General features: G+C 65.7%; 23 protein-coding genes and 1 pseudogene. 13 read left to right on the top strand and 11 right to left on the bottom strand.

The window, feature by feature from the left end:
* Window positions 1-170: 170 nt before the first annotated feature.
* From TL10_RS23760 to TL10_RS23745, 4 genes are all read left to right on the top strand, one after another.
* Window positions 171-749: a WXG100 family type VII secretion target gene (locus tag TL10_RS23760; protein WP_234711528.1), complete on the top strand. Its 579-nt coding sequence runs from the start codon at window positions 171-173 to the stop codon at window positions 747-749.
* On the top strand, window positions 746-1,927 hold the full coding sequence (locus TL10_RS23755) for a WXG100 family type VII secretion target (protein ID WP_052506522.1): 1,182 nt from the start codon (window positions 746-748) through the stop codon (window positions 1,925-1,927). The genes TL10_RS23760 and TL10_RS23755 overlap by 4 nt, the downstream gene beginning before the upstream one ends.
* Window positions 1,928-1,935: 8 nt before the next feature.
* Complete coding sequence (locus TL10_RS23750; protein ID WP_192830294.1) at window positions 1,936-2,931, top strand: hypothetical protein; 996 nt, start codon at window positions 1,936-1,938, stop codon at window positions 2,929-2,931.
* A 63-nt stretch (window positions 2,932-2,994) separates the two neighbouring features.
* The gene (locus TL10_RS23745; RefSeq protein WP_043987617.1) at window positions 2,995-3,636 is read left to right on the top strand and encodes a nucleoside/nucleotide kinase family protein; all 642 of its coding nucleotides are present in this window, start codon (window positions 2,995-2,997) and stop codon (window positions 3,634-3,636) included.
* Here the strand turns inward: TL10_RS23745 and TL10_RS23740 are convergent.
* Window positions 3,631-4,428: an AraC family transcriptional regulator gene (locus TL10_RS23740; RefSeq protein WP_043987616.1), complete on the bottom strand. Its 798-nt coding sequence runs from the start codon at window positions 4,426-4,428 to the stop codon at window positions 3,631-3,633. The two genes, TL10_RS23745 and TL10_RS23740, sit on opposite strands and share 6 nt — an antisense overlap.
* A gap of 72 nt (window positions 4,429-4,500) precedes the next feature.
* Between TL10_RS23740 and TL10_RS23735 the strand changes: the two genes are divergently transcribed.
* Window positions 4,501-5,763, top strand: coding sequence for an amidohydrolase family protein (locus TL10_RS23735; RefSeq protein WP_043987615.1), 1,263 nt, complete (start codon window positions 4,501-4,503; stop codon window positions 5,761-5,763).
* A gap of 43 nt (window positions 5,764-5,806) precedes the next feature.
* On the opposite strand, the gene TL10_RS23730 is transcribed toward TL10_RS23735, so the two are convergent.
* The 3 genes from TL10_RS23730 to TL10_RS23720 form a co-directional block, all read right to left on the bottom strand.
* Window positions 5,807-6,931 carry an acyl-CoA dehydrogenase family protein gene (locus TL10_RS23730; protein ID WP_043987614.1) on the bottom strand — a complete coding sequence of 375 codons (1,125 nt, stop codon included), beginning with the start codon at window positions 6,929-6,931 and terminating at the stop codon, window positions 5,807-5,809.
* Complete coding sequence (locus TL10_RS23725; protein WP_043987613.1) at window positions 6,932-8,164, bottom strand: acyl-CoA dehydrogenase family protein; 1,233 nt, start codon at window positions 8,162-8,164, stop codon at window positions 6,932-6,934.
* Between the two features lie 72 nt (window positions 8,165-8,236).
* Window positions 8,237-8,902 carry a ScbR family autoregulator-binding transcription factor gene (locus TL10_RS23720; RefSeq protein ID WP_043987612.1) on the bottom strand — a complete coding sequence of 222 codons (666 nt, stop codon included), beginning with the start codon at window positions 8,900-8,902 and terminating at the stop codon, window positions 8,237-8,239.
* A 187-nt stretch (window positions 8,903-9,089) separates the two neighbouring features.
* Between TL10_RS23720 and TL10_RS23715 the strand changes: the two genes are divergently transcribed.
* Window positions 9,090-9,998, top strand: coding sequence for a hypothetical protein (locus tag TL10_RS23715; RefSeq protein ID WP_131630796.1), 909 nt, complete (start codon window positions 9,090-9,092; stop codon window positions 9,996-9,998).
* A 12-nt stretch (window positions 9,999-10,010) separates the two neighbouring features.
* On the opposite strand, the pseudogene TL10_RS23710 reads toward TL10_RS23715, so the two are convergent.
* A pseudogene (locus TL10_RS23710) lies at window positions 10,011-11,900 on the bottom strand (putative bifunctional diguanylate cyclase/phosphodiesterase).
* Between the two features lie 76 nt (window positions 11,901-11,976).
* Entirely contained in the window at window positions 11,977-12,693 is a 717-nt protein-coding gene (locus TL10_RS23705) for a hypothetical protein (RefSeq protein WP_043395078.1), read from the bottom strand.
* Between the two features lie 378 nt (window positions 12,694-13,071).
* Between TL10_RS23705 and TL10_RS23700 the strand changes: the two genes are divergently transcribed.
* Complete coding sequence (locus TL10_RS23700) at window positions 13,072-13,524, top strand: MaoC family dehydratase (protein ID WP_043395080.1); 453 nt, start codon at window positions 13,072-13,074, stop codon at window positions 13,522-13,524.
* 49 nt (window positions 13,525-13,573) lie between these two features.
* Here TL10_RS23700 and TL10_RS23695 read toward each other — a convergent pair whose 3' ends face one another.
* Entirely contained in the window at window positions 13,574-14,764 is a 1,191-nt protein-coding gene (locus TL10_RS23695) for an acyl-CoA dehydrogenase family protein (protein ID WP_043987610.1), read from the bottom strand.
* 132 nt (window positions 14,765-14,896) lie between these two features.
* On the opposite strand from TL10_RS23695, the gene fabG reads away from it, so the two are divergent.
* From fabG to TL10_RS23675, 4 genes are read left to right on the top strand one after another with little or no spacing between them, the layout of a single operon-like run.
* A complete protein-coding gene (gene fabG, locus TL10_RS23690; RefSeq protein WP_043987628.1) occupies window positions 14,897-15,631 on the top strand; it encodes a 3-oxoacyl-ACP reductase FabG in 735 nt (244 codons plus the stop codon).
* A complete protein-coding gene (locus tag TL10_RS23685) occupies window positions 15,632-16,852 on the top strand; it encodes an acetyl-CoA C-acetyltransferase (protein ID WP_043987609.1) in 1,221 nt (406 codons plus the stop codon).
* 30 nt (window positions 16,853-16,882) lie between these two features.
* Window positions 16,883-18,076, top strand: coding sequence for an acyl-CoA dehydrogenase family protein (locus TL10_RS23680; RefSeq protein ID WP_043987608.1), 1,194 nt, complete (start codon window positions 16,883-16,885; stop codon window positions 18,074-18,076).
* The gene (locus tag TL10_RS23675) at window positions 18,060-18,737 is read left to right on the top strand and encodes a GntR family transcriptional regulator (RefSeq protein ID WP_043395088.1); all 678 of its coding nucleotides are present in this window, start codon (window positions 18,060-18,062) and stop codon (window positions 18,735-18,737) included. The genes TL10_RS23680 and TL10_RS23675 overlap by 17 nt, the downstream gene beginning before the upstream one ends.
* Before the next feature lie 15 nt (window positions 18,738-18,752).
* On the opposite strand, the gene TL10_RS23670 is transcribed toward TL10_RS23675, so the two are convergent.
* Entirely contained in the window at window positions 18,753-19,211 is a 459-nt protein-coding gene (locus TL10_RS23670; RefSeq protein WP_043987607.1) for a nitroreductase/quinone reductase family protein, read from the bottom strand.
* Window positions 19,204-20,055 (bottom strand): NmrA family NAD(P)-binding protein, encoded by an 852-nt coding sequence (locus tag TL10_RS23665; RefSeq protein ID WP_043987606.1) that lies wholly within the window; start codon window positions 20,053-20,055, stop codon window positions 19,204-19,206. The genes TL10_RS23670 and TL10_RS23665 overlap by 8 nt, the downstream gene beginning before the upstream one ends.
* A gap of 93 nt (window positions 20,056-20,148) precedes the next feature.
* Here TL10_RS23665 and sigI point away from each other — a divergent pair, with 93 nt between their 5' ends.
* On the top strand, window positions 20,149-21,012 hold the full coding sequence (sigI, locus tag TL10_RS23660; protein WP_043987605.1) for an RNA polymerase sigma factor SigI: 864 nt from the start codon (window positions 20,149-20,151) through the stop codon (window positions 21,010-21,012).
* 33 nt (window positions 21,013-21,045) lie between these two features.
* Complete coding sequence (locus tag TL10_RS23655) at window positions 21,046-21,414, top strand: SpoIIAA family protein (protein WP_043395096.1); 369 nt, start codon at window positions 21,046-21,048, stop codon at window positions 21,412-21,414.
* 96 nt (window positions 21,415-21,510) lie between these two features.
* Here the strand turns inward: TL10_RS23655 and TL10_RS23650 are convergent, their stop codons facing one another.
* Window positions 21,511-23,193, bottom strand: a complete 1,683-nt coding sequence (locus TL10_RS23650) for a medium-chain acyl-CoA ligase Mig (protein ID WP_043987604.1) — start codon at window positions 23,191-23,193, stop codon at window positions 21,511-21,513.
* Window positions 23,194-23,372: 179 nt separating this feature from the next.
* Entirely contained in the window at window positions 23,373-24,485 is a 1,113-nt protein-coding gene (locus tag TL10_RS23645) for a T6SS phospholipase effector Tle1-like catalytic domain-containing protein (RefSeq protein WP_043987627.1), read from the bottom strand.
* Window positions 24,486-24,545: the final 60 nt, after the last annotated feature.

The following is a 24,545-nucleotide window of genomic DNA, read 5'->3' as shown; positions in this document are numbered from 1 at the left end:
TGGTTGAACGCATCGAGCGCATCGCGGATCGGTGAGCGCCAGTCGCCGGTGTGGACGTGAGACAAACATCCGATACTGGGTCGTTGCTCTTTCGGTGGTGGCACGGTGCGAGCCGGCGATGGGCTCCTTGGTGACACCCGAGTTGAGCCGGTCTGTCGGGATCGATTTTGGTGACCGGCGGTCCGAGTTCGGTGGGGGACAATGGGGAGACCGACTGGAACGGGGGACGGTCCATGCCCTACACGGTGTCGCAGGTGATGAATTCCGCTCCGGAATCGCTGCTCACCGCGTCGCTCGACGCGCGGGCCGCAGCCCAGCGCGTCGATGCTCAGATCGGCCGGGTACGAACACGATTGGCCCACCTCGCCGACGACTGGACCGGCACCGCCGCCGATGCCGCGCAGAAGCAGGGCCGCGAATCACTCGACGAGCAGACCACCTATCGGGACCACCTCTACGCCGTGGCGAAGCCTTTGGCGACGGGCGGCGCGCAGCTCACCGAGCTCAGGGCAAAATTGAAGAAGGCCGTCGATGCCGCGCAGGCGCAGTGGGACGTCGCCGACGACGGTGGGGTCACGCCAGGGTTCTGGCTGCGCTGGTATGCGAGGGTCTCGCCGGTCCAGGCGCTGCAGATCGCGGCCAAACGCATCGAGGTCGAGAACGCGATCAAGCTGCTGCTCGCGAAATTCGAAGCGGCCGACCGGGACACCGGCCATCAAATTCGCAAGGTCGGATGGGAGTTGGCATGACCGCACCGTTGACCGTCGTGGTGGCGTCGCTGCGGGAAACCGCGAAGGCGCTGGAGGACCTGGCGAGCGGCCTGTTCAACGACGGTGGCGGTCCCCAGCTCTCGGCCGCCGCGGAGCCGGTAGCGGGACTGGACAGTGGCCAGGCGTGCCGGGACGCAGGCGATGCGTTCCTGCGGCGCGCACAGTCGCTGGGGCAGGGCATGTCCGCATTCGCAGGCAAGCTCGATTCGGCTGCCTACCTTTACGAGCACGGCGATCGCGCGGCCGCCGAACGTATCCCGTTCGACGTGCCGGAACCGAAAGACGAGCGGATCGGCGACGATCCCGGCGAACCCGGATACGACCCCGTCAACAAGTACGAGGACGCGCTGCGCACAGCGGGGCTGCTGGACGGAACCAGCGACGGGTACTACCGCGAGTGGCTACAGAACGCGGCGAAAAAGGGTGTGCCGCCGCAGGTTATCGTCGACATCGCTCGGCAGCAGCACATCACGCCGGCGAGTTTCGACGTCCTCAAGGGCATGGAGCGCGTCGTCGACAACAACCGGACGAGCAGTGATCCCAGCGACGACAACACCTACTTCCTGCTGCCCGCGGGGACGAGTGCCGACGCTGCCCGCCGGGCCGCGTTGATGACGTACATCCTGAACGCGGGCACCAGCTACACAAAGGGAAATCCGAACACAGACTTCGCCGAGACGCCATACACCGCGAACGAGGTGCAGCGCATCCTCGACCGACAGTCCGCGAATTCCTGGAGTTACGAACAGGTTCCGCGACTGGCGGGCAGCGGCGGGCGCTTCGCGACCACTCCCAACGGGATGCTCATGGGGCTCGGTGGCGGCTTCGTGCAGAACCAGCTGAGCCAGCAGGGCGGGTCCACCTACGGTGACGTCTTCCTGATCAACATCGACCATCCAGCGGACGCTGGCGACCAGCTTCGCAGGATCATCGGGTCAGGTCAGATGTGGTACGACGGACCCGGGGGAGCACGCCAACAGGACGTGGACATCGACCGCATCCTGCACCATGAAGAGCGGCACTCGGCACAGTGGGCCGCGTTGGGACCGGTGGAATTCGCCAAGCAGTACGCCATCAGTCTGGGCGCCGAAAGGCTCACTGGCCGCCGGAATCCGTTCGAGACGAACGCCGGCGCTTCGGACGGCGGCTATTCATGATTCGTCGAATGCTCTGCCTAGGTGTCGCTTTCGCGACCCTGATGGCATTGTGCGCTTGCGATCCGCTGGGGAAACCGTCGCTGCCGGTTCAGTTCGGGGTCCGGGTGACCGATGGACAGCTGCGGCTTTGGACCGGATCGCCATGCCGTGGCACGACGGCAGTCAACGTCACCTTCAACATGGATCGACCGGACAAGGCGGAGTTGAAGCTCGAGGCGACGCCCTTGCCGGAAGTTGTTGGTTCACAAAAGGCTCCGCCGAATCCGGGTACCGAAGTGGAGTACTTCACCGTCGGCGGACCATACCCGGGATTCGACGTGGTCACTCAACTACCACCCGGGTTCGATTGGCGCACTGCGGACACCGTGTTCATCTTCCCGCAGGCCCCACACGCATTCGGGGCCACCAGCAAGCTGGGTGAGGCGATAAAGGAATCCGACCGGCATCCCGCGGATACCTACTGGTTCGAGGGGTTCGGTTGGCTCAATCCTCAGGACATCGCTGCTCAGGACGGCACGAAGTTCCTGACGCTCTGTTCGCGCGACCCCGCTCAAGGTCGTCGGCTAGCAAGGGTCTTCGGCGCTCGCGTCACCGACGGAACGCTGCGGATCTGGCCCGGCCAATACTGCGGTCCCGTGGACAATGTGATGCTGACTTTCCAGCCCGGTCAGGCCGATCTCGTGCTGGCCGCCGACCCGCACCAGGCAATCCCGTTCGACTCCTTGACCGCCACCGGACCGTATCCCGGCTTTGCGGTGGTGCGGCCCCTGCCCAGCGGATTCGACTGGCGGACACAGAAAACGGTGCTGCTGCGGGTCTATCGCAGCAACGGCGATCCGTGGACCACGACCACCGACCTCGGTCCGGCGGTAACCGAATCGGGCCAACATGCGCCGGACACCTTCTGGTTCCAGGGATTCGGCTGGCTCAGTCCTGCTGACGTCGCCGCCAAAGACGGCAAGGAGCTATTGACCGCGTGTGCGCCTGAGCCCCAACGCCGGTGACATGTCGATGTCAGGTGCCTCAGGTCTTCGACTTGGGCGCGCTCAGCGGCTAATGTCCGCGCAATGGCGCCACTGACAGACGATGTCGCCCGACTGCTCGACGAGCGGTCGGGCCGGGTCGTCGTCGGTCTGACCGGGCCGCCGGGCGTCGGTAAATCGACGGTGGCGGCGCGGGTTGTCGACGAATTCAATTCCATCCAGCGCGATTTCGCCGCCCTGCTGCCGATGGACGGTTTCCATCTGTCCAACGCGCAGCTCGCACGGCTCGGCCGAAAAGGGCGTAAGGGCGCCCCGGACACATTCGATGCGGCCGGCTTTCTGGTATCGCTGGCTCGGGTGCACGACGCCTACCAGAGCGCTGATGTTTATGTGCCACAGTTCGATCGGGCGCTCGAAGAGTCTGTCGCAGCGGGCCTGGTGGTGCCGGCAGCGGCGCGGCTGGTCGTCACAGAGGGCAACTACCTTGCGCTGTCGTCTCACCACTTTTCCGGTGCGCGGCAGCTGATCGATCGGCTGTACTACCTGAAGGGCGCTGACGAGGTGCGGCGGAAGCGACTGCTCGCACGCCACATCGCCGGCGGGCGGAGCCTGATCGCGGCCGAGCATTGGGTGCGTGCGGTCGATGAGCCGAACGCGGAGCTGATCGCCGAGACCGAGGGGCGCTGTGATCGCACCTGGGACATGGACGACGGTGATCGGTCATGAGCGCGCCGTCTCCGCGGTCCGACGCCGGTACGCCGATGGTGATTCCCCGCTGAACTGGGTGAAGCAGCGAGTGAACGCGCTGAGGCTCTCGAAGCCGACCGCGGTGGCGGTGGCTTGGACAGATTGCCCCGGCTCCGTCAGCAACGCCATCGCCCGGAGCATTCGGGCGTTGAGAAGGTAAGTGCGCCAAGATAATCCGATGGACTCCTGGAACAACCGGCGCAGCGTCCGTTCAGATACCGAGACCGCACGGCTCACCTGTTCGGCCGTCGCCGACGTCAGATGTTCTTTGGTGTAATCCATTGCCGCGGCAACGATCGGGTGCTCGGTAGTCGGCAGACTCAGCGGCGCTTCGTGGTCCAACGCTTCAGACACGAGATGCGCCAGGGTGCGAAAGAAATCGTCCGAGACGGTGTCGCCGTGCGCCCGGTTGATGGGCCACCGCAACGCGTAGATCATCATCTCGCGGATCAGCGGGGAGACGGCGATGATGCGTGCTCGATCCGATCGGTCGGCGATCAGGCTTGGATCGAACATCACCGCAACGGTCTTCACATCCGGGTTCATCACCGCCTGATGGGGTAGGCCCGCCGGTATCCAGGCTGCCTGTTGCGGCGGCAGCAGGTAGTGGGCGACATCCGTCTCCACCTCGACCAGGCCGTGCAGCGCGTACTCGATCTGGTGCACCTCGTGTGAGTGCCAGCCGGTGATCAGGGCGTCGCCCTCGTAGAGGTAGCTGCCGCCGAGAGCGCGCCCGCCGCGGCGCAGCTCGATCACCGGCCGTGCGGCCATTTTGGCCGTTCGGGATAAACCCCTGTCCGAAAGTGCAGAGACGGTCACGCCTCTAGACGGTACTACTGAGGCATGCAGACCGACGACTTGATCCTGGTGAGCATTGACGACCATGTCGTGGAACCCCCCGACATGTTCCTCAACCACGTGCCGGACAAGTACAAGCCCGAGGCGCCGATCGTCGTCACCGATGACAAAGGCGTCGATCAGTGGATGTACCAGGGCCGACCCCAAGGGGTGAGCGGACTCAACGCTGTGGTGTCCTGGCCAGCCGAGGAATGGGGCCGCGATCCCGCCGGCTTCGCGGAAATGCGCCCTGGCGTGTACGACGTGCATGAGCGGGTGCGAGACATGAACCGCAACGGCATCCTCGCCTCGATGTGCTTCCCGACCTTCACCGGTTTCTCCGCCCGGCACCTCAACATGCACCGCGAAGAGGCCACCCTGGTGATGGTCTCGGCCTACAACGACTGGCACATCGACGAATGGGCCAGGTCGTACCCGGACCGGTTCATCCCCATCGCGATCCTGCCGACGTGGAACCCCGAGGCGATGTGCAGTGAGATCCGCCGGGTGGCCGGCAAGGGCTGCCGGGCCGTGACGATGCCCGAGCTGCCGCATCTGGAAGGCCTGCCGAGCTACTTCGACGAGGACTACTGGGGCCCGGTGTTCCGGACGCTGTCCGAGGAGAACGTGGTGATGTGCCTGCACATCGGCACCGGCTTCGGCGCGATCTCGATGGCCAAGGACGCCCCGATCGACAATCTGATCATCCTCGCCACGCAGGTGTCGGCGATGTGTGCCCAGGACCTGTTGTGGGGCCCGGCAATGCGCAACTACCCGGACCTGAAATTCGCCTTCTCCGAGGGCGGCATCGGCTGGATTCCGTTCTATCTGGATCGCAGCGACCGGCACTACACCAACCAGAAGTGGCTGCGCCGCGACTTCGGGAACAAGCTGCCCAGCGACGTCTTCCGCGAGCACTCGCTGGCTTGCTACGTCACCGACAAGACGTCGCTGAAGCTGCGCCACGAGATCGGTATCGACAACATCGCCTGGGAATGCGACTACCCGCACTCGGACTGCTTCTGGCCCGACGCCCCCGAGCAGGTGCTGGCCGAGCTCAACGCGGCCGGGGCCTCGGACTCCGACATCAACAAGATCACCTGGCAGAACTCGTGCCGGTTCTTCGGCTGGGATCCCTTCAAGCTGACGCCGAAGGACCAGGCGACGGCAGGTGCGTTGCGCGCCAAGGCCACCGATGTCGATGTGTCGATCCGGCCGCGCGCCGAGTGGGCGCAGTTGTACGCGCAGAAGCAGATGACGCCCACCTGATCCGGATGGATCAGGTGGGCGGTCATGCCTCCTCGAGTCGAAGTCAGCCCCGGGTCAGTTTTGCGTAGCGGGTCACGTGGTAGTCGGTGGAGCCGTACTCGTATTGAACGGCGGTGAGCCGCTTGAAGTAGTGGCCGATGGCGAGCTCCTCGGTCATGCCCATGCCGCCGTGCAGTTGCACCGCGTTCTGGCCGATGAACCGTGCCGCCCGGCCGATGGTGGCCTTGGCTGCCGACACCGAACGCGCCCGGGTGTGCGCGTCGGTTTCCAGGTTGAGCACCGCGAGGTAGACCGCGGACACGGACTGTTCGAGCTCCATGTGCATGTCGACCATGCGATGTTGCAACGCTTGGAAGCTGCCGATCGGCTGGCCGAACTGTTGGCGCTGCTTGGCGTATTCGACGGTGTCGGCCAGCACCTTTCGCATATTGCCGACGGCTTCGGCGCACACGGCGGTGGCGCCTTCGTCGCGGGCCTGGGCGATCGACGGCCAGGCCTCGCCTTCGGCGCCGAGAAGCGCATCGCCCGGCAACCGGAGTTCGCGCAGCTCCAGGTCGGCTGCGCGACGGTCGTCGACGGTGCGGTAGCTGTGCAGGGTGAGCCCAGCGGGCAGTGTCGTGACGTCGACCAGGAACAGTGAGATGCCGCCTGCTGTCTGAGCGGTGATCAGCAGGTGGGTGGCGACCGGCGCGTTCATGACCATGATCTTGTCGCCGGAGAGCACCCAGTTGTCACCGTCGCGGGAGGCAGTGGTCTGGACGTCCTGCCACCGGTCGCCGCTCTCGGCCTCGGCCGCGGCGAGCGCGACAATCGCTGTGCCGGAGGCGATTTCCTCCAACACGGGACCGGCGGCCGTGCTGCCAGATCGCAGCAGCAGGCCGGCGGCGACCACCGCGGTGTCCACGTAGGGCTCGATGACCAGCGCGTGCCCTAACGCTTCGGCGATCAGCATGACCTCGACGGCCCCGCCGCCGATGCCGCCGACCTCCTCCGGCAGGGCGGCGCCGAGAATGCCGAGTTCCTCAGCGAACGAGTGCCAGATGTCGGGCTGCCAGCCGGGGCCGGATTTGGCTGCCGCGCGGCTGGTTTCGAGGTCGTATCGGCCGGCCAAGAACTTGGACAGGCCGTCCCGGAGCAGTTCCTGTTCCGCGGAGAAGGTGAAGTCCATCTACAGCCCCAATTCTGCTTTGGCGAGGATATTGCGCTGAATTTCGTTGCTGCCGGCGTAGATCGACCCGGCACGGTCGTTGAAGTACCGCAGGGGCGCGACCGCCTGCCATGGCTCGCCGCTGACGTAACCGTCTGGGGGAGGGGTGAATTCGGCGACCGGACCACCGGGGCGCGTGGCGTGCGGTTGGTACGCGCGGCCGCGGGGGCCGGCGGCCTCCATGGCGAGTTCGGTCAAGGTCTGGCTCAACTCGGTCGAGAGCACCTTCAGCATCGACGACGCGGCGCCCGGATGTCCGCCTCCGGCCAGCGCGGCCAGCACGCGGTATTCGAGGATCTCGAGCACCTCGGTGCGGATTCGCGCGTCAGCGAGCTTGCGGGAGAACGCGGCATCGTCGAGCAGCAGGCCACCGTCTGGGCCCGGCGCCTGGGCCGCGGCGGTGGCGATCTCGTCGGCCAACACCTGCAGACCCGGGGCGGCGGCGCCACCGCCGCGCTCGAACTCGAGCAGATACTTCGCGACGGTCCAGCCCTCGTCGATCTGGCCGATGACGTTGCTCTTGGGTACCCGGACCTCGTCGAAGAACACCTGGTTCTGGACCTCTTCGCCGGACGTCATCACCAGCGGCCGGATCTCGATGCCCGGCGTGCTCATGTCGATCAGCACGAAGGTGATGCCCTGCTGCTTCTTGCCGGTGCGGGTGGTGCGCACCAGCGCGAACATCCAGTTGGCCTCGGTGGCGTGCGTGGTCCAGATCTTGCTGCCGGTACACACCAGGTCGTCGCCATCGGAAACGGCGGCCATGGTCAGGGCGGCCAGGTCGGATCCGGCTTCGGGCTCGGAGTAGCCCTGGCAGAAGAAGACCTCGCCGGTCAGGATGCGGGGCAGAAAGTAGTCCTTCTGTTCCGTCGTGCCGAACCGGACGATCGCGTGGGCCACCATCCGGATGCCCATCGGAGACAGGGACGGCGCTCCGGCCAGGATCGATTCCCGGCTGAAGATGTAGTGCTGAGTCAAGCTCCAATCGCAGCCGCCGTATTCGACCGGCCAGGCCGGCGCGGCCCAACCGCGCTCGTGGAGGATGCGCTGCCAGGCCAGGCTCGCGTCGTGATCGCTGTAGACGCTGGTCATCAGGCGACCGGCCTCTTGAATCTCCGGCGTCAGGTTTTCCTGCAGAAACGTGCGTACTTCATCACGGAATGCCAGATCGCTGGCCGACCAATTGAGGTCCATGCAGACTCCTCTGTCGCTTGGGCTGATAGCAGCCTAGCAACAAAGAAGTAAACTTAGTTAGCGATGTGGGGTTCAGGTGGCGGTGCGCTCCACGATGTTCGTCTGTCGCGTGGACGCGCCGACCATGAAGGCGAGGTGGTGATCGAGCGATTCCGCGGTGACGATCGCCGGCATCAGCACGCGCCACTGCTGGGCGAATCGGTCCCGGAGGTCTTGACCGTCGGATGCGGCGCTGGACATCAGCTCGGCGCCGAGGATCCAGGCCACCAGGGTGTTGGCGACATCGGCAGGGTTCGCGCCAGGGCGCAGGTCACCGTCGGTTTCGGCCCGTTTGATGTCGGAGGTGAACTGATCGACGAAGTTGACGTAGCTGTGCCTCGCGGTCGGGTTGAACCCCGCGAACGTGCGCAGCAGTTTGGTTCCGGCTTGGGCGGTCCGGTTGGTCGCCAGCAGGTCGCTGGTGGTGAAGGTGCCGACGATCAGCGATTCCATCGCATTGTGTTCCGAGTCGCGCGCAGACTGGAAGACGTTGTGCAACAACACCATCGCTTCTTCGATGATGACAGTGGCCAGCGCTTCTTTGGAATCGAAGTGGTAGTAGAGCGCGCCTTTGGTCAGTTCGGCGCGTTCGATGATGTCGGCCAAACCTGCGGCCGGGTAACCGATCTCGTTGATCAAATCGACAGCGGAATCGATGATCTTGCGTCGGGTCACTTCGGATCGCGGCTGGCGCCCCATTCGTCGATCACCTTCCGTCAGCGCGCGTTCAGTGGCAAGCCCCCCCCGGATCATCCTAAGGGTCCCATAACCTCGGCCGTTGATGGTGTCGTTCATTCTGAGAGTATGTAAAGTAGCCGAACGGCGAAATCGACCCCTGGCTGTCGGATTGTTGCAACTCGCTGACACTCAACTCAGGGAATTCAAGTTGGATTGGGACGCAGAAGTTGACGTGCTGTGCATCGGCGCCGGTATCGGTGGCCTGGCGACAGCCATAGCCGCGGTCGATGCCGCCGCAGACGTGATGGTGACCGGAGCACTGCTGCGCGCGGACGACGGGCGCTGGGTGCGCGACAATGAAGTCCGCTGCGCCACTTTGGGCGCGGTCCTCGATGCGCGGATCGACGCCTTCGGGGTGCCGCGAGGTGTCGCCGACGAGGAGCCTGAGCCGGAATCCGACGAAGCCGGCGAGGTCCATCCGGCCGAGCCGGTCGCCGACCAGCAGCTCGATGTCACCGGCGTCTATTTCGCCGCGGTGACCGCTGAAGTAGATGCCGACGTCAGCGCGCAGCCATCGAATGGTCGGTCGGTGCCAACCCGCGCGGTGCGCGAGCTGACAGAGTCCGAAGCGCACAGCCGCAGCATCGAGACGTTCTTCGGCGCGGGGCTGCTCGACTGGGCTCGGGTGTGCCTGGATTCTGCCACCGGGGCGCTCTACAGCACCGTTCGCGGCTGGACCGCGGAGACCCTACGAGACTCGTCGGGCACGACGCTTCGGCTCTCTTCTCTCGGCCCCATCGAATGGAACGCCGGCGACGGACTGGACGAACTGTTCGACTGGCTGGCGGCGGCTGCCGCTGAGCGTGACATCGCGGTCAGTTCGGACAGCACGCTTGAGGCCCTGCTCTTCGAAGACCGTCGCATCATCGGAGCGGAGCTGAATACGCCCGACGGGCTGTACTTCGTACGGGCCCGCCACGGTGTGGTGATTTCGCCCGATTTCACGAATGTGGGCGCGCCGGCAGAGAATGCCGCCCCACCTGCCGGGGCTTTCGAGGTCTGCATCGTGGGCCACCCCGCCAGCAGGTTCGCCCGCGTGGAACTTGTTGCGCGGTAACGCTGTTCGGTGTCACGTCTCGCTGGCGAACCGGACCGGCACGCGGCCTTTGCGGTACAGCGTCGCCATCTGATCGCTCGGTAGCGGCCGCGACAGCAGGAACCCCTGCGCTCGGTGGCAGCCGTGGCGCAGCAATGTCGTTGCGGCAGCCTTGGTTTCGACACCCTCGGCGACGATCTGCAGACCGAACGAGTCGGCCAGTGCGATGATCGCCCGGACGATCGCCAGATCGCCCGGGTTGGAGCCGAGGTCGGTCACGAAGCTGCGGTCGATCTTGAGGATGTCGACGGGCAGCGACTTGAGGTGGGACAGCACGCTGTATCCGGTGCCGAAATCGTCGATCGCCAACCGCACCCCGGTTCTCCGGAGGTCGGCCAGCGTGGCGCGCGAGGACTCGCTGTCCTGGACGACGACATTCTCGGTGATCTCCAGGCAGACCGATCCGCGGTCGAGGCCGAATTCGTCGAGGATGCCGGCCACCGACTCGGCGAAGCCGTCGGTGACCAGTTGGACGGGGGAGACGTTGACGCGCAACTCGAAATCGTCGCGATCATCGGCCGCATCAGTGCCGGCCTTGGCGGCCCGGAACTCGTCACGCCACCGCGCGAATTCGCGGCATGCGGTGCGCAGCACCCAGCGGCCCAATTCGCCTGCCAGGTTGATCGATTCGGCGATACCGATGAAGGCGGCCGGGGGGAGCAGTCCGCGGGTGGGGTGGTCCCATCGCACGAGTGCTTCGGTGGCGAGCAGTTTCCCGGTGCGCATGTCGATTTCGGGCAGATAGTTGAGCAGCAGCGCACCGTTCTCGATGACGTCCTGCAGATGCAGCTCGATGTCGTTGCGGTAGGCCGTTTCCAGCGACATCGCGTTGGTGAACACCGCGACGCGATCCCCGCCGGAGGACTTTGCGCTCAGGACCGCCTGGTCGGCCCGGCGCAGCAGGTCGGACGAGTTGTCGGAGCCCGGTATGCCAGAGGCGACGCCGACACTCACTGCCCGCGTGAGCCGTTCGCCGTCGATCCAGACCCGGCGCCGCAACGAGTCCTGGAGCTGATAGGCGAGGGCCTCGGCCTTGCTCGCGGATATCGGTTCCGCCGGGACGACGACGAACTCGTCACCGCCGAGCCGGGCGATCACGGTCTTGCTGTCGACGCCCTCGGTGAGGCGCTGGGCGAACACCCGGATGAACGAGTCACCGGCACTGTGCCCCAGGTAGTCATTGATGGCCTTGAGCCGGTCCAGGTCGAAGAAGAGGGCGGTCACCGGCCCGGGTTGTCCCTGCTGCAGTCGCGCATCGAGGTGGGCGATGAGAGCACGGCGGTTGTTGAGTCCGGTGAGGTCATCGTGTTCGGCCAGGTATCGAAGCTGCTCTTCGGCCAGTACCCGAGATTGGGCCTGGGTCAACAGCGAAGCGATGGCTTGCAGCGCATTGATCTCTTAGGTGAGCCATTCGCGATTGCCGTACTTGACGAACCCGAGTGCGCCGGTGGTGCGCTCGCCGGACACCAAAGGCGTTGCTGCCAGTGATATCTGGGGTACGTTGCGATCCGCCTCGATACGGCGCTGGTAATCGTCGGGTTCCGGGTCGGGGCGCACGATGAGCGGTGTCTTGCGATGTTCGGTTTCCGCGAACACCGGATCGGCGTCGGCAAAGTACACCACGCGCAGGGGGTCGGGGTCCGGAATCTCCGGCCGCACTGGCCATTCCGCGACGAGTATCGAGGCGCCGATCTCATGGTCGTTGCGGCGCAGAAAGCTGACGTCGACTCCGAAGTAGTTGACCAGGATCTCCAGAACGTCCGTGTACACCTTGGTGTTGTTGGTGGAGTCCGCCGCCATCAAACGCGTCGCCACCTCTGTCACCACGCGATCCAGTGAAGGGGGAGATTCGTCGATGGACATGAGGCTTCCAGCTTAACCTGCGTTGTCCTCGGAGACGGTGTGCCGACCGCCTCGCGGCGAGCGTCTGGGGCTGCCTTCAGCTGGCGGCCAACGTGGTTGATATCTGGTCGATCTCGTGCAGCGCCTTCGTAATCTGCTCCGGTTGAGAATGATTGACCATGGTCCTTCGGTCCCACCACATCATCTTGGTGCGGTAGCGCTCGTCGGGGTACGGCGTGGCCGGAATCGGCGCCACTACGCCACCGCCGGATTTCCACAATTCCAGGACATGCTGGGCTGCCGTGGCCATCACGAACTGCACGCCCATGATGCTGGTCGCGTGGTAGGCGGTGCGGGCCAGGAGATGGGTGATGGCGTGCTGGCTCGCCCGATTGTCGGACACCCAGGCCGTCTTCATCTCCATGACGCCGAAGGGCACCCGATCGTTGATCATCTTGCGCACCATGGCCAGCCCAGGTCGGGCGGCCCATTCCATCACCGCGTGAGAGTCCTCGGCGCAGCCGAGGGGGGCCTTGGCGCGCAGTCCGCCGACCATGTTGTCGTGGCGGTCCAGGACCGTCCAGAACAGCGCGGTGTCCGCGCCGTCGCGGATCGCGGCAGCATCCACGACCGCTTCGACGCCGTGCCGGCGATAACTTTGCTGAGCCGCATCGAGGTAGCGGTTCCAGAGTTCGGGGTCGGTGTCGGGTTGCGATAGCACCACGGTGCATTCGGTGTCCGGGTCGGACCAGGCGATGTTCTCGGCAAAGCGAATATCGACGTTGGATTCGTATTCGACATACTCCACCGACATCGTTGCCCCATTCGTTTCGCGCAGTCACTGCAACTTCAGTTGGCAGTCGGTTGCGGTAAACGCATCGCGCGCGGACTGCATTCCTGAATTCAGTATCGGGGTTGTTGGGGTCCTGCATCCAGCTAGTGGTGAAACGTTGTCTGTCGACCTTCGGGGCGCCGAAGAATTAGCCGAAACGATTGTGCTGGTGCGACGGATGTTGGCAATCCCGGATATCTGTGTCTTTGCAGGTTAACGCAGACAGTACGCGGATATGGCGAACTTTGGCCAGCTAAGTAGCGGGCATCGGCCCAAAATCTGTGCATTGTGCCGCCCTGGCGGAGGCGTTAGAAGTATTAGCGGTGTGGCCCGGAAGCGGCCGCGTTGAGAGAGGTAAGCGTGAAAGTCTTCAACAATCTGGCCGAGTTCGTCGCAGCAGCAGGTAGTCAGCTTGGACCGTCCGAGTGGATGGAAATCACCCAGGATCGGGTGAATCTGTTCGCCGAGGCCACCGACGACCACCAGTGGATTCACGTCGATCCTGAGCGCGCCGCCGCGGGGCCGTTCGGCGGCACAATTGCACATGGTTTGCTGACGCTTTCACTGCTACCGCATTTCACGCACCAGCTGTATCGCGTCGACAACGTCGCTTTGGCCGTCAACTACGGCTATAACAAGGTGCGATTCATCACGCCGGTCAAGGTCGGAGCAAATGTGCGCGCGAGCGCCGTCATTTCGAAAATCGATGAGCTCGATGGTGCCGTTCAAGCGACCATGACGATCACGGTCGAGATCGAGGGTTCGGACAAGCCCGCCGCCGTTGTCGAGTCGATCGTGCGAATCATCGGTTGATTGCTGGACGCGGCCCAAGGGACGGCGCTCCGGGGGCCGCGCAGTCCGGTCAGCGGCCTGAGGCCGACCGCTGCGCGGCCTTCACCAGTCCGCCACCGATGATCAAACGCTGAATCTCGCTGGTGCCCTCGTACAGGCGCAGCAGACGCACGTCGCGGTAGATCCGTTCGACGGGTACGTCGCGCATGTACCCGCTGCCGCCGTGCACCTGCACGGCCAGGTCGGCGACCTTGCCGACCATCTCGGTGCAGAACAGTTTCACGGCGGACGGTGCGATGCGGCGGTCTGCGCCGCTGACCCACAGTTGCGCGGCGTCGCGGACCAGCGCGCGGCCGGCCATGACACCGGTCTGCATGTCGGCCAGCATCGCCTGCACCAGCTGGAATTCCCCGATCGCGGTGCCACCCTGGGTGGCGGTCGCGGCGTATGCCACCGACTCGTCGAGGGCACGCTGTGCCGCGCCCACTGACACCGCCGCGATGTGTACCCGCCCACGGGCCAACGACGTCAGTGCCGCGCGGTAGCCGATGTCCTCGGTGCCACCGATGAGGGCGTCGGGTCCGACCCGCACGTCGTCGAACGTGATGTCGGAGGTCCAGGCCCCCTCCTGGCCCATCTTCGCGTCTTTGGGTCCGACCACGACGCCGGGAGCGTCGGCAGGCACCAGGAACACCGCAATACCTGGTCCGTCAGCGTCGGCGGGCCGGGTCCGGGCGAACACCACGAACAGGTTGGCGGTGGGAGCGTTGGTGATGAATCGCTTGTGTCCGGTGATGATCCAGTCGTCCCCGTCGCGGACGGCCTTGGTGCGCAGGCCCGCGGGGTTGGAGCCGGCGCCGGACTCGGTCAATGCGAAGGACGCCACGCACTCGCCGCTGGCGATCGGCTCCAGCCAGCGCTCTTTCTGCGTGTCGGTGCCGAATCCGACCAGCACCTGCCCGGCGATACCGTTGTTGGTGCCGAACATCGAGCGCACGGCCAGCGTGGTGTAGCCCAGCTCCATGGCCATCTCGACGTCCTGGACCAGATTGAGTCCCAGACCGCCCCATTCCTGGGGGATGGCGTAGCCGAACAGCCCCATGTCCTTGGCCTGGTCCCGGATGTCGTCGGGCACCCGGTTGTCGTTCATGATCTCCAGCTCACGCGGTACCACCGCGGTCCGGACGAACTGGCGGGTGGCGTCGAGGATGTCGCGGAAGTCCTGCTCGCTGACGGTCGGCGCGGTGGCGGGTTCGGCCATGTCTGGGTCTCCTTGTGCAACACGAGAGCGCGTCTGGTTTGATGCAAGAAATATCATATTTTATGTATGAAGCCGGTTGCCGGGTGCGCGGCCGGGTCAGTCGATGAAGAGGGACGAGAGGAGAAGCCGACCATGCTTTTGGACGGACGTATCGCAGTGATCACCGGTGGTGCCCAGGGCATCGGATACGCGATCGCGGAACGGTTCATCGCCGAGGGGGCCCGCGTCGTGATCGGTGACCTGAACTTCGAGGCGACCGAAGCTGCTGTGGCCAAGCTGGGCGGCTCGGAAGTGGCGAAGGCTGTTCAGTGCGACGTGACGTCTGCTGCCGATGTGCAGGCGCTGATCGACGCTGCCGTCGGATGGGGCGGCCTCGACATCATGGTCAACAACGCCGGCATCACCCGCGATGCCACCATGCGCAAGATGACCGAGGAACAGTTCGACCAGGTCATCGACGTACACCTGAAGGGCTGTTGGAACGGCACCCGGCTGGCTGCAGGCGTCATGCGGGAGGCGAAAAGCGGTGCCATCATCAATATTTCGTCGATCTCGGGCAAGGTCGGCCTGATCGGCCAGACCAATTACTCTGCGGCCAAGGCGGGCATCGTCGGCCTGACCAAGGCTGCTGCCAAGGAGGTCGCCCACCTCGGGGTGCGGGTCAACGCCGTGCAGCCGGGCCTGATCCGCTCCGCGATGACCGAGGCGATGCCGCAACGGATCTGGGACCAGAAGCTGGCGGAGATCCCGATGGGACGGGCCGCCGAACCCAGCGAAGTGGCGTCGGTCGTCACGTTCCTGGCGTCGGACATGTCGTCGTACATGACCGGCTGCGTGCTGGAAATCACTGGGGGACGGCACATCTAGATGACCACGCCCAGTCCTGTCATCTGCGCGCCGGTGCGTACCCCCATCGGCCGGTACGGCGGCATGTTCAAGTCGTTGACCGCGGTCGAGCTCGGTGTCGCGGCGCTGCAAGGTCTGTTGCAGCGGACCGGGATTCCGGTGGCAGCGGTGCAGGACGTCATTCTCGGGCACTGCTACCCGTCCAGCGAAGCCCCGGCGATCGGCCGGGTGGTGGCGCTCGATGCCGGGCTGCCCGTCACTGTTCCGGGCATGCAGGTCGACCGGCGCTGCGGGTCGGGGCTGCAGGCCGTCATCCAGGCCTGCCTGCAAGTGGCCAGCGGCGCAAACGATCTCGTCGTCGCCGGTGGCGCGGAGTCGATGAGCAACGTCGCGTTCCACTCCACCGACATGCGCTGGGGTGGCTCGCGCGGCGGCATCACGGTGCACGACGGGCTGGCGCGCGGGCGGACCACCGCCGGCGGCAAGAACTACCCGGTGCCGGGCGGAATGCTCGAAACCGCGGAGAACCTGCGCCGGCAGTACGCGATCTCCCGCGTCGAACAGGACGCGCTGGCCGTGCGGTCGCATCAGAAAGCCATTGCGGCGCAAAGCAGTGGCGTGCTGGCCGACGAGATCGTGCCCGTGACGGTGAGCTCGCGTGCCGGCGACCAGGTGATCGACACCGACGAGCATCCCCGCGCCGACACCACCGTCGAAGCGCTGGGCAAGCTCAAACCCGTTCTGGGCAAGAGCGATCCGGATGCCACCGTGACCGCCGGCAACTCCAGCGGGCAGAACGATGCGGCCTCCATGTGCGTCGTGACCACCCCGGAGCGCGCGGCCGAACTCGGTCTGCAGCCGCTGGTGCGCATGGTGTCGTGGGGCGTGGCCGGGGTGGCGCCGAACGTCATGGGGATCGGCCCGGTGCCGGCCACCGAGGTCGCGCTCGCCAGAGCCGGTCTGGCCCTTGCCGATATCGATCTGATCGAGCTCAACGAGGCCTTCGCCGCGCAAGCGCTGGCCTGCACCCGGGAGTGGAAGTTCACCGACAGTGACTGGGAGCGCACGAATGTGCGGGGGTCGGGCATCTCGCTCGGTCATCCCGTCGGCGCGACCGGCGGCCGGATGCTCGCGACCCTGGCGCGTGAACTGCACCTGCGGGATGCCCGCTATGGACTGGAAACCATGTGCATCGGAGGCGGCCAGGGGCTGGCCGCTGTGTTTGAACGGATCGCCCCATGACGGACAGCGAGAAGCGGAGCGGGATCGCGCATGACTAAGTTGGCCCAGACCGCCGGCCTCACCGAGGTGCAGCGCGAAATCGTCGCCACCGTGCGGCAATTCGTCGACCGGGAGATCATCCCGGCTGCCCAGGAGCTGGAGCACTCGGACACCTACCCGCAGGCCATCGTCGATCAGATGAAAGACCTGGGTCTGTTCGGCCTGATGATCCCGCAGGAGTACGGCGGGCTCGGTGAGTCGCTGTTGACCTATGCGCTGTGTGTCGAGGAACTGGCCCGGGGCTGGATGAGCATCTCGGGCGTCATCAACACGCATTTCATCGTCGCCTACATGCTGCGCCAGCACGGCACCGACGAGCAGAAGCAGCGCTACCTGCCCCGGATGGCGACCGGCGAAGTGCGCGGCGCCTTCTCGATGTCCGAGCCGGAACTCGGATCCGATGTCGCCGCGATCCGCACCAGGGGCGTGCGTGACGCCGATGGCGGCTACACCATCACCGGCCAGAAGATGTGGCTGACCAATGGTGGCAGCTCGACTCTGGTTGCGGCACTGGTGAAAACCGATGAGGGAGCGGACAAACCGCACCGCAACCTGACGGCGTTCCTGGTCGAGAAGCCGACCGGTTTCGGTGAGGTCAAACCTGGTCTGACGATTCCGGGCAAGATCGACAAGCTGGGCTACAAGGGCATCGACACCACCGAGCTCATCTTCGACGGGTACCACGCCGGCGCCGGCGACGTGCTCGGCGGCAAGCCCGGGGAAGGCTTCTTCCAGATGATGGACGGTATCGAGGTCGGCCGCGTCAACGTGTCGGCGCGGGCGTGCGGGGTCGGTATCCGGGCCTTCGAACTGGCGGTGCGCTACGCCCAGCAGCGGGAGACGTTCGGTAAGCCGATCGCCGACCACCAGGCCATCGCCTTCCAGCTCGCCGAGATGGCCACCAAAGTCGAAGCGGCACATCTGATGATGGTCAATGCCGCCCGGCTGAAGGACTCGGGCGAGCGCAACGACGTCGCGGCGGGTATGGCCAAATACCTTGCCAGCGAGTTCTGCTCGGAGGTCACTCAGCAGAGTTTCCGGATCCACGGCGGCTACGGCTACTCCAAGGAGTACGAGATCGAACGCCTGATGCGAGACGCGCCGTTCCTGTTGATCGGCGAGGGGACCAGCGAAATCCAGAAGACCATCATCAGCAAGAACCTGCTCAATGAATACCGCATCTGAACCCGAATTCGCCGCGCCCGCACAGCTTTCCCACGATGTGGCGCGGTACGTCCGCCGGCGGATCTTCAACGGTACGTTTCCGGCGGGGGAGTACCTGCGGCTGGACCAGCTGGCCACCGAACTGGGTGTCAGCGTCACCCCGGTCCGCGAGGCACTGCTGAACCTGCGGGCCGAGGGGCTGTTGGTGCAGCACCCGCGACGCGGCTTCATGGTGCTCGAGGTCACCGCCCGCGACGTGTCCGACGTGGCCATGGTGCAGGCGTTCGTCGGTGGCGAATTGGCGGCTCGCGCCGCCGAGCACATCACCGCCGACCAGGTCGCTGAGCTCACCCGCATCCAGGAAGCGCTGGAGCAGGCCTACCAGCACACCGATGTCGATCGCATGGTGCGGCTCAACCACGAGTTCCACCGGCTGATCAACGTCGCCGCCGATTCGCCCAAGCTGACCCAATTCATGTCGGGGATAACGCGTTACGCACCGGAGGCGGTGTTCCCGACGCTCGAGGGCTGGCCGGATCTGTCGATCCGGGACCACCGTCGGGTGATCGCGGCGCTGCAGGCCGGCGACAGCGACGCGGCCCGGACGGCGATGGCCGAACACTTCGAGGTCGGTGTCCAGCCGCTGACCGAGCACCTCTGCGAACGTGGTGTCATCCGCTAGGTGCCAAATTCCCGATCAGCTCAGCGGGTCGAACCGGAAGACGGCGAGTCTGCCTGCCAGTGACTCGAATTCGTCGGGCGTGCCCTCGGCGACCATGCCGGAGCTCTTGGCGAATTTCACGCCGACCGGTACCTGCACCGGAAACTCGCGCAGTACCGGCCGCGCTTCGTCGATCGTCAGCTCGGTGATCTTCACCGGCCGGGACTTGCGACCCCGCGTCAAGGTGCCGGTACCGGCCGCACGGGCGTTGAGCGCCCAGTGCGCGCCCGGGTAGCCGGCCACGGCGTACATCGCGCCGTGGACGACGAACGGCGTCATCGGGGTGCTCCGCGGCGTGCCGGTCTTGCGGCCGGGCACGGTCAGCACCATCGCGGGGCCGACGGGGATGCCGAGCTTCCCGACGGCGACGACGACCTTGTTCATCTGCTTCAGGTAGCGCGGCGGTCGCGGATCTGATGTGGACTGCTCAGACATGGCTGGCCTCCAATCGCGGGTTGAAGGCGCCGCGGTGGCGGTCCACCCATTCGGCGAACGGCTGGGCCGGCCGGCCGAGGATGCGCTCGACCTCGTCGCTGACCGGTGCCGGGGTGTCGACGGTTTCCGCCAGCAGCGCGGTGTACGCGCTGCCGAACTCCGGAGGGAAGCCGATGGCGACGAAGCGCTCGCGGACCTGTTCGACCGGGATTTCCAGGTAGCGAAGATCGCGGCCCAGGACCCGGCCGACGACGGCCAGCAGTTCGGCGTTGGTGAGCGATTGCGGGCCCGTCAGCGGGATCTTTCGGCCGTCCAGTTCATCGGTGAGCAGGGCATGCGCGGCGACCGCGGCGATGTCGGCTTCGACGATCGGTGCGCTGGACGCGGCAGCGTAGGGGCCGGCCACGACGTCGCCGGCCTGCAGCTGCCCGGCCCACATCCCGATGAAGTTGGTGGCGAACAATGCCGGCCGCAGGCTCACCCACGGCAGTCCTGAATCGACGGCGAGCTGTTCGACTTCCTTGTTCCGGTCACCCCGGAATCTCGACGGCTGGCGGGAGAAGTCGTCGTCGGCGTTGATGGCCGACAGTGCCACCAGTTTGGCTCCGGCGTCCCTGGCGGCCTCGACCGTCCAGGCCAGGTCCGGACCGAGTGCGCGGGAGTTGAGGAACACCGCGCTGACGCCGGCCAGGCCGTCGCGTACGGATGCCACGGTCTCGACCTCCGGCGGGAAGTTCGAGGATGGATTACGGGTGACGGCACGGACTTTCATGCCTGCGGCGTGCAACTGTTCGACGAGTGGGCGGCCGACGTTGCCGGTGGCCCCAGTGATGAGAATGGTCATGAACCAAGGACGGAACGCCGCCGGAAAAAGTTACGACCGCCCGCGGTGCGCGTGGTGCGGTAACTTTTCAGCACACCGAATCGTCTATAGCTCATGACAGAAATCACCGGATTCACCGCGGCCTGGCGCCACCACCATCCGTATCTGGTCAACCTCGCGTACCAGATGCTGGGTGACGTCGGCGACGCCGAAGATGTTGCGCAGGAAGCATTTCTGCGGTTGTCCCGCACGACGCCCGGCGAGATCGAGGACGTCCGCGCGTGGCTGACGACCGTCGCCGGCCGGCTGTGCCTCGACCTGGTGCGCTCGGCGCGCGCACGGCGGGAACAACCGACCGATCTGGAGCAGGATGCGATTCCTGAACTGCCGTCGGCAGAGCCCGACCCCGCGGACCGGATCACCCTGGACGACGAAGTGTCGGGTGCCCTGCTGCGGGTGCTGCGGCAATTGAGTCCCGGCGAGCGCGTGGCGTTCATCCTGCACGACGTGTTCGGTGTCCCGTTCGAGTCGATCGCCGAGACTGTCGGCAGACCGGTCGGCACCTGCCGGCAACTGGCTCGTCGGGCCCGGGCCAAGGTGGCAGGCACCGAGCTACGTGCCGACGACGTCGAGGTGACCGAACATCAACTCGTCACCGAGAAATTCATCACCGCCTGCGCCGGCGGCGACGTACAAGCGCTGGCCGCGGTGCTGGATCCGACGGTCTGGGGCGTCGGCACGGTGCTCAGCGATCCGCCGATCCCGCCCATCGTCAATCACGGACCGCAGCGGGTCGCCGAGAATCTGATGCTGTACCTCGGACCGGGCACCACCGTGGTCGCCGGCCCGCTCGGGCAACCCGTGCTGCTGGCGTTCGCGAACCGGCAGCTGTTCGCTGTGGTGGTCCTGACGATTCGCGACGGACTCGTCGTCAAGATCGAGGCGACCGCCGATCCGCTCGCCCGATTCGGGGCGTGAACTCTCCCCGCGAGCAGACGTAGGCTGGCGAACATGATCGAAGTGCTGTCAGACATGCCCGACGGTGTGACCGGCATTCGCGTTTCGGGGCGCGTGAGCGGGGACGACTTCCGTGAATTCGAGCCCACCATGGACGATCTCGTCGTCGGTGGCGAAATCAGGATCGTCGAGGTCATCGCCGCCGACTACGAGGGCTTCGGGCCGGGTGGCCTGGTCGAGGATCTGAAGGTCGGGTTCGGTGCGCTGTTCAAACACCACTCGGCGTTCAAACGCATCGCGGTGGTGTCCGACAAAGCCTGGGTCGCCCACACGCTGCACGCTGTCGCCTGGATGATCCCGGGCGACCTCCAGATCTTCGGCCTCGACGAACTGGACCGCGCCAAGGAGTGGGCTGCGGGCTAGCGTTCGCCTCACGAGCAGACGCAAAACTGTCCAAATTCCAGGGGAAATCGACAGTTTTACGTCTGCTCGCGAGGGAGTTACCCCCAGTCTGGGGACCTAGTTCTGGAGTGCCTGTTCCTTGGCCCAGCGGTAGTCGGCTTTGCCGGCGGGGCTGCGGACGATGGTCTGCCGGAACACGACGGCCTTCGGCAGCTTGTAGCGGGCGATCGATTCCGCGGCGTGCTTGATGAGCTCGGCGGCGTCGACCTCGGCGCCGTCGGCCAGCGCCACGACCGCGACCACCTCGTTGCCCCAGCGCTCGCTCGGGCGTCCGGCGACGACCACGTCGACCACGGCCGGGTGCGATGCGATGGCGGACTCGACCTCTTCGGCGAAGATCTTCTCGCCACCGGAGTTGATCGTCACCGAGTCGCGGCCGAGCAGCTCGACGGTGCCGCCCTCCAGCAGTCGGGCGCGGTCGCCCGGCACCGCGTACCGGATGCCGTCGATCATCGGGAACGTCTTGGCCGTCTTGGCCGCGTCGCCCTTGTAGCCCAGCGGCACGTAGCCCTCCTGGGCCAGCCAGCCGTTGCCATCGTGGCCGGGGGCCAGGAGTGAGGAGAAGTCCTCCGAGACGATCCGGGTGGCCGGACCGGCGGTGAAGGTGCCGCTGGACACGTTGGCCTTGGTCGACACGTGCGACATCTGCGCGCCGGTCTCCGACGAACCCACACCGTCGATCACCATGGCGTTCGGCAGTGCCGCGACGAGTCGGCCCTTCACGGCCGGCGTGAACAGCGCGCCGCCGTTGGCGATGATGACCAGCGAGGTCGGGTCGTGGCTGCCGTCGGCCATCGCTTCTTCGATGGCGGTGACCAACGGCCGGGCCATGGCGTCACCGACGACCGTCGCGATCGCGATCTTCTCTCGGGCGATGGTCTCGACGATCTCCTTGGCGTTGAAGCCCTCGACGTCTTTGGCGAACACGATGGTCTGGCCGTTGTTGATGCCCGTCATCACGCCCCACTGGGCGGCGCCGTGCATGAGCGGCGGCAGGATCATCATGCGCATCTCGGTGGCCGCCGAGGCGCGGTCGACGATCTCCTGGGCCGACTGGGCGGGCTCGCCCGTCATCGCGTTCCGGCCGCCGAACGAGGCCATGAAGATGTCGTGCTGGCGCCACAGGACGCCCTTGGGCATGCCAGTGGTGCCGCCGGTGTACAGCACGTAGAGATCGTCGGGTGACGGCGTCACCGGCGGCGGCGGGACGTCGGCGTTCACGATGGTCTCGTAGTCGACGGCACCGGGCAGCAGCTCGTTGCCCGAACTGTCGGCGATCTGGATCAGCACCTTGAGGTTCGGCAGATCCGGCAGCACTTCGGCGAGGGTCGGCGCGAACGCGGCGTGGTAGATCAGGGCCGAGGCGCCCGCATCGTTCAGCAGGTACTGCAGCTCGGCCTTGACGTAGCGGTAGTTCACGTTGAACGGCGCCACCCGGGCCCGGAATGCGCCGAGCAGGGACTCGACGAACTCGGGGCCGTTGTAGGCGTAGATGCCGACGAGGTCCTGGCCTACTTCATGGCCGGCCAGCTGGTCGCGATCGGTGTGCACGCCCAGGCCCTGCGCGTGCAGGTACGCGGCGAGCCGGTGGGAGCGGGCGACGACCTCGGCGTAGGTGAACCGGCGGTCGCCCTGAATGACCAGGGTGCGGTCCGGGATGGCTGCAGCGACGGCGTCGGTGACGTCGGAAACCGTGAACAGCACGTTTCTCCTAAGGCTGGTGGGACAACAACTGGACATCTGTCCATACACTCATTTAGTACCACGGAGTGAGGATCGTCTCTTTTGGTACCACCCTGTGGGGTGACGGGCGCCGTATGCGTCCACTGTGCGGAAGGTCGTGTAGACGGCCGTCGTCGTGAGCCCGCCTTGCTTGGCCACCGCAAAGTCGTGGGTGTGAGCGTGGGTGCAGCCGTGGATCAGTCCGGGTCGACGGGCATGCGGTGGAACCCGCCCGTTGGTGGGTTCGCCAACGGTTTCGGGCGATAGGTGGCGTCCTGTTCCTCCCGGGTCAGTGCGGTCGAGGACACGTATTCATGATCGGGATCCTTCGCGCCGATATGTCGGACGTAGCGCCCCAACAGCCGGTACATGAGCGTCATGGAATCGTGCTTCTTGCCCAACGGGTTGGGCTGAATGCTGGTGTACGCATCCACGATTGGCACCGTGTCGGCGGAAGCCGGGGGGACCGGCGGGTGTACGGCGAAGGCCCCGGGTTTGAAATGCAGACCGCACGCGTGGGCCTTCTCGGTTATCCAGCGGAGCGTGATGTCACTGAGTTCGTGGGTGAAATATCCGCCGCCGACGTCGCAGTGGACACCGGAGAACCAGACCTGTTCGAGTTTCTGGGTTGGCGTGTCCTTCGGCTGGGTCCAGAGGGTGGGCTCGAAGGGGCGACGCTGTTCGTCGATGGCCAGGGCCTGGTAGGCAAAACGGACCGTGGAGCTCAGGTCGGTGTCGTGAAACTGCCAGCGCTTGTTGATCAGGTTGATCAGGGGATTGCCCGACAATGGAATGCCCAGTGAGCCAACGGTATCCCAGACGCCGATGAAGTAGACCGAAGCTTCGTACGAATAAGCCTGGCGAAACAGCGTCGACTCGATGCCCCGCGGCTTGGTGGCGTCGTTGTGGCTGCGGTAGAGCGCATAGGCCTCGTCGATCCGGTCGGCGTGCTCACGGCGCAGGATGCCGCAGTTACGGATGAATCCCGCCGCACTGCGGGCGGTGAAGGCGCCACGGCTGAAGCCGAACAGGAACAGTTGATCGCCCGGCTCATACGTGGCGACGACGTACCGATATGCCGACATCACGTCGCGCGACAGTCCGACACCGAAAGCGCCGCCGGTGAACTTTTCGGACCGCATCGTGCCGACCCCGCTGCGGTAGTACGCCACCTGCTTGGTGCCGTCGCTCCCGCGGTCTGCCACGGCGAGGGCGACCTTGCAGACGTTTGTCGGGCTGGCTTGGCCGTTCCGCAGTTCGTCGGGCGTGTTCCAGGTGCCGTCACAACACACCACGATGCGTTTCGACATCAGCATTCCCTCCCCGGTGCGCCGGACGGACGGCCTTCCAGGGAAATTCTGCGCGCGCTG

Origin of the sequence: Mycolicibacterium llatzerense, from assembly GCF_000878195.1 — a bacterium.
Lineage (GTDB): Bacteria > Actinomycetota > Actinomycetes > Mycobacteriales > Mycobacteriaceae > Mycobacterium > Mycobacterium llatzerense.
Note: the sequence above shows the minus strand (reverse complement) of the source record. Positions and strands in the feature narration are given on the sequence as shown.